The following is a 13,267-nucleotide window of genomic DNA, read 5'->3' as shown; positions in this document are numbered from 1 at the left end:
TTCAGCACAAAGCAGCATTATAATATTAAAAAGTGCGGAGTATACTTGTGGTATGATAGAAACAGTACAGTTAACTAGTTTCGAAAGGACAACATATGAAATTTACAAAAATGCATGGCTGCGGTAACGACTACGTTTATGTAAACCTTTTTGAGGAGCAGCTTGATAACCCAGCAGAAGTTTCTATTAAAGTTAGCGACAGACATTTCGGAATCGGTTCAGACGGTCTCATTACAATTGGTCCATCTGACAAGGCAGATTTCAGAATGCACATATATAATGCTGATGGTTCAGAGGCAGAGATGTGTGGCAACGGAATTCGTTGCGTTGCTAAATATGTCTACGACCACAAGCTTACAGACAAAACTGAAATCACTGTAGAAACAGGAGCCGGAGTTCTTACTCTTATCCTTTATCCAGAAAATGGCAAGGTTCAGCAGGTTCGTGTAGATATGGGAGAGCCAATTCTTACACCTGCAGACATCCCAGTGGTTTCTCAGAATGACAAGGTCATCGACGAGCCAATCGAAGTTGGCGGCAAGACATGGAACATGACATGTGTTTCTATGGGCAACCCACATGCAGTTGTTTTCGTAGATGACACATCAAGCTTCCCACTTGAGACATATGGTCCACTTTTTGAAAATCATGAAAGATTTCCAAAGCGAACCAACACAGAGTTTGTTCAAGTTATTAGCCGAACAGAGGCAAATATGCGAGTTTGGGAGCGAGGCAGCGCTGAGACATGGGCATGTGGCACAGGCACATGTGCATGTGTTATGGCGTGCATCCTTAACGGAAAGACAGAAGACAAAGTATTAGTTCACCTGAGAGGTGGCGACCTTACCATAGAATACGACCGCGCAAGCAATCACGTATTCATGACAGGTCCAGCTACCGAGGTATTTTCAGGAGAAATAGAGGTATAAAAATGAAATTAACAACTCTTTTAGAAGAATTAGACTATGAGTTATTCGCAGGAGAATTAGACCGCGAAATATCTACACTTACATATGACTCAAGAAAAGTAGAGAAGGATTCAGTGTTTGTCTGCATCTCAGGTACAGTTAGAGATGCCCACGATTTCATCCCTGATGTAATCGAAAAGGGAGCAGGCACTATCATTATCGAAAAGGATGTTGAAGCAGCTCCAGGCGTTACTTACATCAAGGTGAAGAACAGCCGTCAGGCCCTTGCAATCCTTTCAGCTGCATACTTTGGTCATCCAGCAAAGGAGCTTAAGACAATCGGTATCACCGGAACAAAGGGCAAGACAACTACCACATACATGGTAAAGTCAATCCTTGAAAAGGCTGGTATCAAGACAGGCCTTATTGGTACAATCGAGTCTATTGTTGGTGAGGAGCGTATCCCAGCTGTAAACACAACACCAGAGTCTTACAGAGTTCAGGAGCTTTTCAGACAGATGGTAGATGCTGGTCTTGACGCAGTTGTTATGGAAGTAAGCTCACAGGCGTTAATGCTTCACAGAGTTTCAGGTTTCACTTTTGATATTGGTGTATTTACAAACCTTGAGCCAGATCACATCGGTGAGAATGAGCACAAGGATTTTGAGGATTATATGCACTGCAAGAGCCTTCTTTTCCAGCAGTGTAAGGTTGGTATCTTCAACGGAGATAGCGAGCATATCGAGGGAATCCTTAAGGGCCACACTTGCGATGTTGTTAAATATGGCTACGGCAAGTATAACGACCTTATAGCAGAAAATGTTGAGCTTCTCAAGGAGCACGGCGCTCTTGGAGTTAAGTACCACATCGCAGGCAAGGAAAACATGGATGTTGAGGTAAATGTGCCAGGAACATTCTCTGTTTACAACTCACTTACAGCAGTTGCAATCTGTAAGCAGTTTGATGTTGCAGAGGATAAAATTAAGGCAGCTCTCAAGGATGTTCATGTAAAGGGACGTATCGAGCTTGTTCCGGTTTCAAAGAAATTTACAGTCATGATTGACTATGCACATAATGCAATGGCTCTCGATAGCCTTCTCACAACTTTAAAGGCTTATGAGCCAGGCAGATTGGTATGCCTCTTTGGCTGCGGTGGAAACCGTGCAAAGAGCCGTCGTTATGAAATGGGAGAGGTAAGCTCAAAGCTTGCTGATCTTACAGTTGTTACATCAGACAACCCTCGTAACGAGGAGCCAATGGACATTATTAACGACATCTTAATCGGCATTAAAAAGGCTGATGGAGAATACGTAACAATCCCTGACCGCAAGGAAGCAATCCGCTATTGCCTTGTGAACGCAAAAGAAGGGGATATTGTGGTACTTGCAGGTAAGGGCCACGAGGATTATCAGGAAATTAAGGGTGTTAAGCACCACATGGATGAGCGCGAGCTTATCGCAGAGATTATTAAGGAGGATGGACATGACATTATTTAAGGGAGCTGGAGTAGCACTAATTACTCCATTTAACGAAGATGATACCGTAAATTATGACATGCTCGGAACTTTAATTGATAGACAGATTGAAGGCCATACAGATGCAATCATTGTGTGCGGTACAACAGGCGAGCCAGCCACAATGACTGAGGAAGAAAAGCTCTCAGTTATAGATTTTACAGTAAAACGTGTTAATCATAGAATTCCTGTTATTGCGGGAGCAGGCGCCAATTCTACAAAACTTGTTATCGATTTTTCAAAGAAGCTTGAAAAGCTTGATGTAGATGGTCTTCTTATTGTTACACCTTTCTACAACAAGGCTACACAGCAGGGCTTGTACGAGCACTACACAGCAATCGCTCATGAAGTAAAACTTCCAATCATCATGTACAACGTACCTAGCCGTACAGGATGCAACATCCAGCCAGAAACAGCTATGCGTCTTGGCCTTGAGAATTCAAATATCGTAGGAATCAAGGAAGCAAGCGGAGATATTTCTCAGATTACAAAGCTTGCCAGCCTCTGCAGAGGATGCCTTGATATCTATTCAGGAAATGACGACCAGGTTATTCCAATTCTTTCACTTGGCGGAATCGGAGTAATTTCCGTACTTTCAAATGTTGCACCACAGGGTACACATGACATGGTTATGGAATACCTCAATGGCAACGAAGAAAAGGCTAGAAGATTACAGCTTGATTACCTCGAGCTAGTAGATGCATTGTTCTGCGAAGTAAATCCAATCCCTGTTAAATCCACAATGAATATGTTAGGATTTAATGTAGGAAGCCTTAGACTTCCACTTACGGAGATGGAGGAAGAGCACAAAGTGGCTATGAGTAAGCTCTTGCACAGAATGCCACAGGAAATGCTAGCATAGTTTTGAGGGACGAGTATTTTAATCCAAAGGAAACACCAATAACATATATATTGGTAGCTATAAATATCATTACATTCGTAGTGTTGGAAATCATGGGAAACACTACGGATGGTTTATTCATGCTGTTAAATGGTGCCATGAACCCAAACAAAGTACTTGCGGAGGGGGAGTGGTATCGTCTTCTTACAGCTACATTCATGCATTTTGGAATTGAACATTTGATGAATAACATGCTGCTTTTATTCTTGCTTGGTCAGATTTTCGAGCGAGCAGTGGGGCCAGTGCGTTATTTGGGAATTTATTTAGGGTCAGGACTTACTGGCTCTTTTTTGTCATTCTTTTTTATGTGTTTGATGGGAAAAAATGATATTGTGGCTGGAGCATCCGGCGGAATATTTGGAATAGTTGGTGGAATGCTTATCGTTATTCTTGTACATAAAGGCAAATATAAAGGAATAAGCACCAAGAGAATGCTGATTATGGCAGGTCTTACTCTTTATTTTGGATTTGCCTACGCCGGAACAGATAATGTAGGTCACCTGGGAGGACTTACTGCAGGCATAATCATTACATTCTTTACCTACGGAATTCCTACATTAATAAAGGGACCACACGTTGATTTTGAGTCCGAAAAAAATTATACTTTAAAACAGGATGATATCAATGAGGAATGATGTATGAAAGTTAATATCTATTACGGCGGAAGAGGCCTTTTGGAGGACCCAACTTTATATGTAATTAACAAAATGGAGCAGGTTTTGACAGAGCTCCAGGTTGAGGTTCGCCTTTACAATATTTACGAACAAAAAAATGCGATTTCAATGCTACCACAGACACTTAAGGATGCAGATGGAATCATTCTTGCAACCACAGTGGAATGGCTTGGAATTGGTGGCTATATGAACCAGTTTTTGGATGCATGTTGGTTATATGCAGACAAATCAGCCCTTGCTACCACATATATGCAGCCAGTTGTAATGTCTACGACCTACGGCGAGCGTGAGGCTATGGTTACACTTGAAAATGCTTGGGAGATTCTTGGTGGTTTGCCATGTTCTGGCTTCTGCGGATACGTGGAAGATCTTAAAGAATTCAGAGAAAATGCGGAATATGCTCACATCATCGAAAAGAAGGTAGAGACACTTTACCGTACAATTTCACAGCATACAAAAGGACTCCCAACCAGCAATCAGGCTGTTACACGAAGCATCCTTAGAACAGCTCAGCTTGAGCTTTCTCCACAGGAATCAGAGCAGCTTTCAAAGTTTGTATCTGACGATGAATATGTGCAAACACAAAAGGCAGATATCGCTGATTTGACAAGCATGTTCAGAGATATGATGGGACAGAAGCAGGAAGACAGCACCAATGAATACATAAATGATTTCAAGGTTCACTTTAGAGGAAACCCAGAATTCTATGCAAAATATCTCTTTATGGTAGAGGGAAAAAGCCAGCCATTATTTATGAATGTAATGGGTGAGCAGCTTGAATGTCACTACGGCAAAGAGGACAATATCGATGTTTACATGAAGCTTTCAGGCTCAATAATGGACAACATCGTAGCAGGCCGCGAAACATTCCAGCGTGCATTTTCAGTAGGAGACATGACAGCAAAGGGCAATTTCAGAACCCTTCGCATGCTTGACGAAATATTCACTTTTAGCTAGGAGGATAATGTAATGAAGGACAACAATTGTATTTTCTGTAAGTTGGCAAATGGAGATATTCCAACAAATTCTATTTTTGAGGATAATGATTTTAAGGTAATTTTGGATGCAGATCCTGCTACAAAAGGACATGCCCTTATCCTTCCAAAGAATCATTTTGCAAACCTTCTTGAGGCAGATGATGATGTGCTTGAAAAGGCATTACCACTTGCTAAAAAAATAGCAAATAAAATGAAGGCAGAACTTGGCTGCGCCGGCGTAAATATCGTACAAAACAATGGTGAAGCAGCAGGTCAGACAGTTCATCATTTGCACATCCACATTATCCCAAGATATGAGGATGATCCTGATAAAACAATCTGCGGATGGAGCCATCAGTCATTTACGGATGAAGAGACAGCAGAAGTTGTAAAGAAACTATCATTATAAAAGAATAGTAAGAAGAATTATTTTAAAAATATTTAACTAATCTCTTGACTCTGATTGTTAAGAAATTTATAATTTACAGGTATGTTAATTTCATAACAAAAAGGAGAGAAGAGATATGGACAACAATATGAACTTTGACCCAATGACAGGTCAGCCAGTTAATCAGCAGCCTGTATACCAGCAGCCTGTAGTTGATGAGACAGTTGGTGTAGGTGAGTGGATGCTTACAACACTTCTTTGCTGTATTCCAATCGTAAACATCGTTATGATGTTCGTTTGGTCTTTCAGCGCTAACACAAAGCCATCAAAGAAGAATTGGGCAAGAGCTGCACTTATCTGGACAGCTATCGTGTTAGTACTTTACATTATTTTCATCGCTGTTTTTGGCGCTGCAATTGCATCATCAATATACTAAGATAAAAATAGGAGCAGGTACTTAATGTACCGGCTCCTTTCTTTTTACTTATTTATATCTGTTATAAGCTTCAAAATAGTGCTATTAGCATCTAGCAAATGGCTTGATGCCATGGTTTCTTTTATAGAATCTCTTCTATCATAAACATCCTTTACCGCATTAATAAGAATCTCTGATGTAAGTTCCTCTTCCTGAAGAACAGTTGAAAATCCTTGTTTTTTATAGCTTTCAGCGTTAAGAATCTGATCTCCACGACTAGCTGCAGCTGAAAGTGGAATAAGGATATTTGGTATTTTCAAAGCAAGAATCTCGCAGATTGAATTTGCACCTGCACGGCTAATCATCAAATCTGTCATAGCGAACACATCGTTTAATTGTTCACTGACAAACTCATATTGTTGATAACCTGCCTTGCCTTCCAAATCCTTGTTGATATTTCCCTTACCAACTAAATGAACAATCTGGAAATCTGCAAGTAAAGTATCAAGGGATTCCCAAACAGCATTGTTTATAAAACGGGAACCAATGCTTCCGCCCATAATTAAAATAACTGGCTTGTCGGCAGTAAATCCCGTGAACTCAAGACCCTTTTCCTTTGAGCCTGTGAAAAGCTCGCGACGAATTGGTGAGCCTGTATGAACTGCCTTGCCTTCTGGAAGATACTGAAGTGTTTCAGGGAAGTTGCAGCACACTTTTGTAGCAAATGGAATAGCAAGCTTGTTGGCAAGTCCTGGAGTCATATCAGACTCATGAATAATAGAAGGAACATGCTGACGAGCAGCCGCCATAACAACTGGTACAGAAACAAATCCACCTTTTGAGAACACAACATCTGGCTGAATGTGCTTGAGCAATTGATTTGCCTCGGAAAAGCCCTTGATTACTCTGAAAGGATCAGTGAAGTTCTTCCAGTCGTGATATCTGCGAAGCTTACCAGATGAAATACCATAGTAAGTGATACCGGCATTTTCTACCAATTTCTTTTCGATTCCAGTGTATGAACCGATGTAGTAGATTTCATAGCCCTGCTCCTTGAGAAGAGGAGCCAAAGCAAGGTTTGGTGTGACATGACCAGCGGTGCCTCCGCCTGTCATTACTATCTTTTTCATATAGAACCTCTTATATAAATATAAAGTTTTTTTATTTGAACATTTACATGATAACAATCGTGCATTAAAAGTCAAATAATAGTACAAACCTGCGAAAATACGTGATAGAATTAGTTATGGAGAATAACTATTATGAAAAAAAGGGGAATATAGTTAATGAAAGTATTAATAGTTGATGACGAACTTTTTGCGAGACGCACTTTGGAAAGAATTCTTTCTGATGACGCAGAAATTATCGAGGCACAGGATTGTTACGACGCATACACTATGTATGAAGTATTTCATCCTGATGTAGTAATCACAGATATTATGATGAAGGGTGGCATCGGTGGAGATTGGCTGATTGATAAATTACTCCAATTGGATGAGCAGGCCAAAATCATAGTTTGTTCAGGCAGACAGAAGACAGATTTGCTTAAATATAAGCTTATGGGAGCAAAGTATTGCATCCAAAAACCAATCAAATATCAAGAGCTTTGGGACTGTATTGATGCCGTAATTTGACAAAAAATTGTAAGAATGTTATATTAGCCTTCGTAACAAAGTTGTAATAAATAGAATTTTTTTGTAAAAAACAACGGAGGCTTATGGTTAAATTTAGCAATTATCTTGCTGCAGCGTACGATAAAAATCGAAAGTATATCAATAAACGTACTATGCAGTCAGGAGCTCTTGCAGTAGCATTGATGCTCTTATTTACAGGCGCATACACAGGCGCACCTGAGGAAGAGGTTTCTACTACAGCTGTAGAAGTTCAGCCAACTAGCACAGCAGGTGTATTCTCAGCAGTATCATCAATGGAACTCACAGCAGGAGATTCAAGTCTGGTTTATGCATCAGCGGATGTTACAGTGGTTGCGTCTACAACAGATCAGGTTGAGCCTGATTTAGAAGATGAATATGATGAGTGGGCAGACAAGGTTATGGCACAGGTTGACGATTATCTTTCTATTCGTTCAGAAGCCAGCTCAGATTCAGAAGTTATTGGAAAGCTTCGTTCTGGCGATGTTGCTACACTCGTAGATGTTTTTGACGGATGGTACGAAATCGAGTCAGGTAATGCACACGGCTTTGTATCAGCAGATTTCTGCGTCACAGGCATCGAAGCTTACGAGCTTGCAATGGATGTATGTGATACATACGCTACAACAGATGTAGCAGGACTTCGCATTCGTAGCGAAGCTTCAGAGGATTCTAGCATCCTCAAGGTTGTTTCTAAGGGAACAAAGCTTACAGTTAATTCTGATGCAGAGGTAGTTGATGGCTGGGTAGCAGTTACATCAGCAGGCGTATCAGGATATGTTAAGGCAGAGTATGTCCAGGTGGACATGGTTACTGGCGAAGCTATCACTCTTGAAGAAGAGGCAGAGGCTAAGGCTGCAGCAGAGGAAGCAGCACGTCAGGCAAAGGAGGCAGCAGCTGCTGCCGCTGCAGCAAATCAAAGCATTATTGATTCTGCAGACGATGTCACTCTTCTTGCAGCAATCATCCAGATTGAAGCAGGAAACGAGATTTACGAGGGCCAGGTTGCAGTTGGTTCTGTTGTTATGAACAGAGTTCGCAGCGGTTCTTATGCAAACACAATCAGCGGAGTTATTTTCGCTAAGGGACAGTTTGCAACTTCACGTATGTCATCAGTTATCTCAAAGGGACCAAAGGCTTCTTGTATTCAGGCGGCTTACGATGCCCTTGCAGGTGTTGATACAACAGGTGGCGCAACACACTTTAGACGTGCAGGTTCAAAAGATGGACTTATCATTGGTAACCACGTATTTTACTAGTTTTAAATATATTGATAATGATGCAAAAAATCGAGCTCTTGGGCTTTACCCAAGAGCTCTTTTATTGTATAATGCATAATTAATTACAATAAATGCATAAATATACATCACTAAGGAGGTACGTTATGAGCTTAAAAGGAAAGAACTATTTAAAGATGTTGGACTTAACTACTGAGGAAATCAATTATCTTATTGATTTATCTATTCAGCTTAAGGCTGAAAAGAAGCAGGGTAAGTCTCAAAAGGATTACATGGCCGGAAAGAATATTGCTTTGATTTTTGAAAAGACATCAACACGTACCAGATGTTCATTTGAAGTTGCAGCCTACGACATGGGTGCTAATGTAACTTACCTTGATCCATCAGGTTCTCAGATTGGCAAAAAGGAATCTATTGCCGATACAGCTCGCGTACTTGGTCGCATGTATGATGGAATCGAGTACCGTGGATTTGAGCAGACTATCGTAGAGGACCTTGCAAAATATGCAGGCGTTCCTGTATGGAATGGTCTTACAAATGAATCACATCCTACACAGATGATTGCAGATATGATGACAATAAAGGAACATTTTGGCAAACTTGAGGGAATAAAGTTTGTATATATGGGCGATGCCCGTTATAATATGGGTAATTCCCTTATGGTTACTTGTGCAAAGCTTGGTATGGATTTTGTGGCTTGCACAAACAAAAAATATTTCCCAGAGGAGTCACTTGTAAAGCAGTGCCAGGACATTGCAAGCCAGACAGGAGCTACAATCACACTTACAGAGGATGTAGCAGAGGGCTGCAAGGATGCAGATGTTATCTACACAGATGTGTGGGTATCAATGGGCGAGCCAGATGAGGTTTGGGCAGAGCGTATTAACGACCTTAGCCCATATCAGGTAAATGCAAAGGCATTTTCTTATGCAAAGCCTGATGCAAAATTCATGCATTGCCTTCCTGCTTTCCACGATTTGAATACCACAATCGGCAAGCAGATTCATGACAAATTTGGAATAGACTGTATGGAAGTTACAGACGAAATTTTTGAAGGCGAGCATTCAATAGTATTTGATGAGGCAGAAAACCGCATGCATTCCATCAAGGCTATCATGTATGCAACATTAGGTTCATGTTAGAAGAAATACGATACGAATATTACGAATCAGTAGATTCAACAAACGACAGAATTAAAGAACGTGCTCATGACAACGAAGCACAGGGACTAGTTATTTCAGCAGGTACACAAACTGCAGGAAAGGGCCGCATCGGAAGAAAGTGGGAATCACCTACAAAGGATTCAGTATCCACTTCACTCTTACTTACACCAGATGATATTTCATTAGAGGCCATACCTACAATCACTGTTGTTGCAGCAATGGCCGTTAGGGATGCGTTATCAAGGCTATATGGCCTAGAGGGCAAAATAAAATGGCCAAACGATATCGTGTTGGGAGGCAAGAAAATCTGCGGTATCCTCACTGAAATGGAAATGAAGGACAACAAGGTTTGGTACGTTGTAGTAGGTATTGGTGTCAACGTTCACAACACTCAGTTCCCAGAGGAGATTGCGTTCAAGGCCACTTCAGTGGATATTGAGCTTAAAAAGCAATCCGGGGAAAAAGGACATCGTTCCGAAATCACAAAGGCTATCTGGGAGAGCTTTCAGAAGTACTACAACATCTTCATAAAGACCCAGGATATGTCCGGACTAAAGGAAGAATACGAAAGATATCTTGCTAATCTGAACGAACGTGTTAGAATAGAGGCTCAGGAGAATTCCTACGAAGCGATTGCTAGAGGAATCGATGACCGCGGCCAGCTCATCATAGAAATTGACGGTCAGCAACAAATAATTAGTACAGGAGAGGTTTCTGTTAGAGGAATCTATGGATACATTTGATATGGAAGAAGAAGTAGTATTATGCGGCGCCAGCTGCTACACTAAAAAATTTTATTTGAATCCGGACTTCGAGGGACTCCCTCCAATGATTAAGGATGAATTAAAAATCATGTGCGTTATGTACACTGAAGAAGTTAGTGGAACAATTCAGTTCATCTACGAAGAGGATGGCAGTCTCAGAATCGACGTAGATCACAACGAGGATGATTTACTCTATGACGAGATTGGTTCTGCACTTGAAGTAAAAAGAATGCAGAGAGAACGCACAGAGTTATTCGAGGCACTTGAGACATACTATAAAGTAGTTTTCCTTGGGGAGGGCATGTAATGTTACTTACAATCGACGTTGGAAATACAAATATCACTATGGGAGTTTTTGATGGAGATACTCTCCTTGGCAATTTCCGTATCACTACAAAGATAAATAGAACATCAGATGAGTTCGGTATCGTAATCAAGGATATCCTTCGTTCAAACGATTTGGATGCATCCAAGGTAAACGATGTAATCATTGCATCTGTAGTTCCTAATGTAATGCACTCTCTTACAAGTGCAATCATCAAGTATTTTGATATTCAGCCTATCATCGTTGAGGCTGGTATCAAGACAGGCATTCGAATCGCTACAGAGAATCCAAAGCAGATTGGTGCAGACAGAATTGTTGATGCAGCAGGCGCTTACGAGCTCTACGGTGGACCAGTTCTCGTAATTGATTATGGCACAGCTACCACATACGATTTGGTAGATGGAAACGGTGCTTTCGTTTCAGGTGTAACAGCTCCTGGTATCCGCATCAGCGCAAAGGCTCTTTGGGAGGATGCAGCAAAGCTTCCTGAAATCGAAATCAAGAAGCCTGAAAAAATCCTTGCAAAGGAAACAATCTCATCTATGCAGGCTGGTCTTGTGTATGGTCAGATTGGTCAGACAGAATACATCGTAAAACACATGATAGAAGAGAGTGGCTATGACAACGTCAAGGTTGTAGCAACAGGTGGACTTGGCAATCTTATTGCCAGCGAGACAAAGTGCATCGACATCTACAATCCAAATCTTACACTCTATGGAATGAAGTTTATTTATAACAAGCAAAAGAGATAATGATTAATAAATTAAAAATTGGAAATGTAACACTAGACAATAATTTAATTTTGGCACCAATGGCAGGCGTAACAGACCTGCCATTTCGTCTGTTATGCAAAGAGCAGGGAGCGGCTCTTTGTTGTATGGAAATGGTCAGCGCCAAGGGCATCTACTACAACAATAAAAATACAGAAAGTCTTCTTACTGTTGATGAAAGAGAGCGCCCTGTTAGCCTTCAGCTTTTCGGCTCAGACCCAGAAATCATGGCAGCTATGGCGGCCAAAATCGAACATCGTAATTTCGACATCCTTGATATCAATATGGGATGCCCGGTGCCAAAGGTAGTTAATAACGGCGACGGTTCTGCCCTCATGAAGAATCCTAAATTGGCTGGAGAAATCATCGAAAAGATGGTAAAGGCAATCGACAAGCCTGTCACTGTTAAGATTCGCAAGGGATTTGACGATGAACATATTAACGCGGTAGAGATGGCTCACATCGCACAGGAATCAGGTGCAGCTGCAGTTGCAGTCCACGGACGTACTCGTGAGCAATATTATTCTGGAAAAGCGGATTGGAGTATTATTGCTGACGTTAAAAATGCAGTATCAATTCCGGTAATCGGCAATGGCGACATTCTTGATGCAAAGGATGTGATTGCCATGAAGGAGCAGACAAACTGCGATGGCTTTATGATTGGTCGTGGAGCACAGGGCAATCCTTGGATATTCCATCAGATTCTCCATTACTTCGAAACAGGAGAGCTGATTGGCAAACCACCTATCGAGGAGATGATTGATACCATGCTTCGTCATGCAAGACTTCAAATCGAATTCAAAGGGGATTACCTTGGAATCAGAGAAATGCGAAAGCATGCAGCTTGGTATACCGCTGGATACAAGGGCGCAAGCAAGCTTAGAGGCATGATAAACGATGTAGAATCATACGAAGAATTAGAAGCTCTTTTCCACAACTTTTTGGCAAATTTTAAATAATTTATGAATTAATTTGGAATTCTTGACATCAATATGTGGGTGGCTTATAATTCACTAAGTTATTGAAGTTAGTAGGGTCTTGCTTAGCAAGGCTCTTTTGAAAATTATAGACCCTGGAGGAAATAATATGGAAGCAAAGAAGAATTTACTTACTGCTGAAGGACTTAGAATATTAGAGGACGAACTTGAGGATCTCAAGGTCAATAAACGTAAAGAAGTATCACAGAAGATTAAGGAAGCTCGTGAGCAGGGTGACCTTTCAGAGAACGCAGAATACGATGCAGCTAAGGATGAGCAGAGAGATATCGAAGCTCGTATCGAAGAAATCGAAAAGATTCTTAAAAACGCTGAGGTCGTTACAGAAGAACACGATACAAAGAACATTAACATTGGATGGACCGTTACACTTCTTGATGTAGAGTTCGACGAGGAAGTTGAGTACAAAATCGTTGGTTCTACAGAGGCAAACAGCCTTAAGGGCAAGATTTCTAACGAGTCTCCTGTAGGTAAGGCTATTCTTGGACACAAGAAGGGCGATACAGTTACAGTAGAGACAGAAGCTGGAGAATTCCAGTACAAGATTCTTGCTGCAAAGAAGAACAAGTAATATCGCACATTA

General features: G+C 41.1%; 16 protein-coding genes. 15 read left to right on the top strand and 1 reads right to left on the bottom strand.

Annotated elements, in window-relative coordinates:
- Positions 1 to 95 precede the first annotated feature (95 nt).
- The 7 genes from dapF to T375_RS06875 all read left to right on the top strand — a co-directional run bounded on the left by dapF (position 96) and on the right by T375_RS06875 (position 5,798).
- The gene (gene dapF, locus T375_RS06905) at positions 96 to 929 is read left to right on the top strand and encodes a diaminopimelate epimerase (RefSeq protein ID WP_044936532.1); all 834 of its coding nucleotides are present in this window, start codon (positions 96 to 98) and stop codon (positions 927 to 929) included.
- Positions 930 to 931: 2 nt separating this feature from the next.
- Positions 932 to 2,404 (top strand): UDP-N-acetylmuramoyl-L-alanyl-D-glutamate--2,6-diaminopimelate ligase, encoded by a 1,473-nt coding sequence (locus T375_RS06900; protein WP_044936528.1) that lies wholly within the window; start codon positions 932 to 934, stop codon positions 2,402 to 2,404.
- Positions 2,391 to 3,284 (top strand): 4-hydroxy-tetrahydrodipicolinate synthase, encoded by an 894-nt coding sequence (gene dapA, locus T375_RS06895; RefSeq protein ID WP_044936525.1) that lies wholly within the window; start codon positions 2,391 to 2,393, stop codon positions 3,282 to 3,284. The genes T375_RS06900 and dapA overlap by 14 nt, the downstream gene beginning before the upstream one ends.
- Positions 3,285 to 3,286: 2 nt before the next feature.
- Positions 3,287 to 3,958 carry a rhomboid family intramembrane serine protease gene (locus T375_RS06890; protein ID WP_044936522.1) on the top strand — a complete coding sequence of 224 codons (672 nt, stop codon included), beginning with the start codon at positions 3,287 to 3,289 and terminating at the stop codon, positions 3,956 to 3,958.
- A 3-nt stretch (positions 3,959 to 3,961) separates the two neighbouring features.
- Positions 3,962 to 4,954 carry an SCP-2 sterol transfer family protein gene (locus tag T375_RS06885; RefSeq protein ID WP_044936519.1) on the top strand — a complete coding sequence of 331 codons (993 nt, stop codon included), beginning with the start codon at positions 3,962 to 3,964 and terminating at the stop codon, positions 4,952 to 4,954.
- Between the two features lie 12 nt (positions 4,955 to 4,966).
- Positions 4,967 to 5,383, top strand: coding sequence for an HIT family protein (locus tag T375_RS06880; protein WP_044936516.1), 417 nt, complete (start codon positions 4,967 to 4,969; stop codon positions 5,381 to 5,383).
- Between the two features lie 115 nt (positions 5,384 to 5,498).
- Entirely contained in the window at positions 5,499 to 5,798 is a 300-nt protein-coding gene (locus tag T375_RS06875) for a hypothetical protein (protein WP_197019844.1), read from the top strand.
- Between the two features lie 44 nt (positions 5,799 to 5,842).
- Here T375_RS06875 and T375_RS06870 read toward each other — a convergent pair whose 3' ends face one another.
- The gene (locus T375_RS06870; RefSeq protein WP_044936514.1) at positions 5,843 to 6,907 is read right to left on the bottom strand and encodes an undecaprenyldiphospho-muramoylpentapeptide beta-N-acetylglucosaminyltransferase; all 1,065 of its coding nucleotides are present in this window, start codon (positions 6,905 to 6,907) and stop codon (positions 5,843 to 5,845) included.
- Between the two features lie 156 nt (positions 6,908 to 7,063).
- Between T375_RS06870 and T375_RS06865 the strand changes: the two genes are divergently transcribed.
- The 8 genes from T375_RS06865 (at position 7,064) to greA (ending at position 13,255) form a co-directional block, all read left to right on the top strand.
- Positions 7,064 to 7,411 carry a response regulator gene (locus T375_RS06865; protein ID WP_044936511.1) on the top strand — a complete coding sequence of 116 codons (348 nt, stop codon included), beginning with the start codon at positions 7,064 to 7,066 and terminating at the stop codon, positions 7,409 to 7,411.
- Positions 7,412 to 7,494: 83 nt separating this feature from the next.
- Complete coding sequence (locus T375_RS06860; protein WP_049960334.1) at positions 7,495 to 8,688, top strand: cell wall hydrolase; 1,194 nt, start codon at positions 7,495 to 7,497, stop codon at positions 8,686 to 8,688.
- A 125-nt stretch (positions 8,689 to 8,813) separates the two neighbouring features.
- Positions 8,814 to 9,809, top strand: a complete 996-nt coding sequence (gene argF, locus T375_RS06855; protein WP_044936509.1) for an ornithine carbamoyltransferase — start codon at positions 8,814 to 8,816, stop codon at positions 9,807 to 9,809.
- Positions 9,803 to 10,573 carry a biotin--[acetyl-CoA-carboxylase] ligase gene (locus T375_RS06850; RefSeq protein WP_049960333.1) on the top strand — a complete coding sequence of 257 codons (771 nt, stop codon included), beginning with the start codon at positions 9,803 to 9,805 and terminating at the stop codon, positions 10,571 to 10,573. Before argF ends, T375_RS06850 begins: the two co-directional genes overlap by 7 nt.
- On the top strand, positions 10,560 to 10,901 hold the full coding sequence (locus T375_RS06845) for a DUF6145 family protein (RefSeq protein WP_330371741.1): 342 nt from the start codon (positions 10,560 to 10,562) through the stop codon (positions 10,899 to 10,901). Before T375_RS06850 ends, T375_RS06845 begins: the two co-directional genes overlap by 14 nt.
- Positions 10,901 to 11,671: a type III pantothenate kinase gene (locus T375_RS06840; protein WP_044936506.1), complete on the top strand. Its 771-nt coding sequence runs from the start codon at positions 10,901 to 10,903 to the stop codon at positions 11,669 to 11,671. The genes T375_RS06845 and T375_RS06840 overlap by 1 nt, the downstream gene beginning before the upstream one ends.
- On the top strand, positions 11,671 to 12,648 hold the full coding sequence (gene dusB, locus T375_RS06835; RefSeq protein WP_044936504.1) for a tRNA dihydrouridine synthase DusB: 978 nt from the start codon (positions 11,671 to 11,673) through the stop codon (positions 12,646 to 12,648). The genes T375_RS06840 and dusB overlap by 1 nt, the downstream gene beginning before the upstream one ends.
- Positions 12,649 to 12,775: 127 nt before the next feature.
- Complete coding sequence (gene greA / locus T375_RS06830) at positions 12,776 to 13,255, top strand: transcription elongation factor GreA (RefSeq protein ID WP_044936502.1); 480 nt, start codon at positions 12,776 to 12,778, stop codon at positions 13,253 to 13,255.
- Positions 13,256 to 13,267 lie beyond the last annotated feature (12 nt).

The organism is Pseudobutyrivibrio sp. LB2011, from assembly GCF_000701765.1.
GTDB lineage: Bacteria > Bacillota > Clostridia > Lachnospirales > Lachnospiraceae > Pseudobutyrivibrio > Pseudobutyrivibrio ruminis.
Note: the sequence above shows the minus strand (reverse complement) of the source record. Positions and strands in the feature narration are given on the sequence as shown.

Coding starts and splice junctions, on each gene's coding strand:
- dapF (WP_044936532.1), top strand. CDS start 96: ATGAAATTTACAAAAATGCATGGCTGCGGTAACGACTACGTTTATGTA.
- T375_RS06900 (WP_044936528.1), top strand. CDS start 932: ATGAAATTAACAACTCTTTTAGAAGAATTAGACTATGAGTTATTCGCA.
- dapA (WP_044936525.1), top strand. CDS start 2,391: ATGACATTATTTAAGGGAGCTGGAGTAGCACTAATTACTCCATTTAAC.
- T375_RS06885 (WP_044936519.1), top strand. CDS start 3,962: ATGAAAGTTAATATCTATTACGGCGGAAGAGGCCTTTTGGAGGACCCA.
- T375_RS06880 (WP_044936516.1), top strand. CDS start 4,967: ATGAAGGACAACAATTGTATTTTCTGTAAGTTGGCAAATGGAGATATT.
- T375_RS06875 (WP_197019844.1), top strand. CDS start 5,499: ATGGACAACAATATGAACTTTGACCCAATGACAGGTCAGCCAGTTAAT.
- T375_RS06870 (WP_044936514.1), bottom strand. CDS start 6,907: ATGAAAAAGATAGTAATGACAGGCGGAGGCACCGCTGGTCATGTCACA.
- T375_RS06865 (WP_044936511.1), top strand. CDS start 7,064: ATGAAAGTATTAATAGTTGATGACGAACTTTTTGCGAGACGCACTTTG.
- T375_RS06860 (WP_049960334.1), top strand. CDS start 7,495: ATGGTTAAATTTAGCAATTATCTTGCTGCAGCGTACGATAAAAATCGA.
- argF (WP_044936509.1), top strand. CDS start 8,814: ATGAGCTTAAAAGGAAAGAACTATTTAAAGATGTTGGACTTAACTACT.
- T375_RS06850 (WP_049960333.1), top strand. CDS start 9,803: ATGTTAGAAGAAATACGATACGAATATTACGAATCAGTAGATTCAACA.
- T375_RS06845 (WP_330371741.1), top strand. CDS start 10,560: ATGGATACATTTGATATGGAAGAAGAAGTAGTATTATGCGGCGCCAGC.
- T375_RS06840 (WP_044936506.1), top strand. CDS start 10,901: ATGTTACTTACAATCGACGTTGGAAATACAAATATCACTATGGGAGTT.
- dusB (WP_044936504.1), top strand. CDS start 11,671: ATGATTAATAAATTAAAAATTGGAAATGTAACACTAGACAATAATTTA.
- greA (WP_044936502.1), top strand. CDS start 12,776: ATGGAAGCAAAGAAGAATTTACTTACTGCTGAAGGACTTAGAATATTA.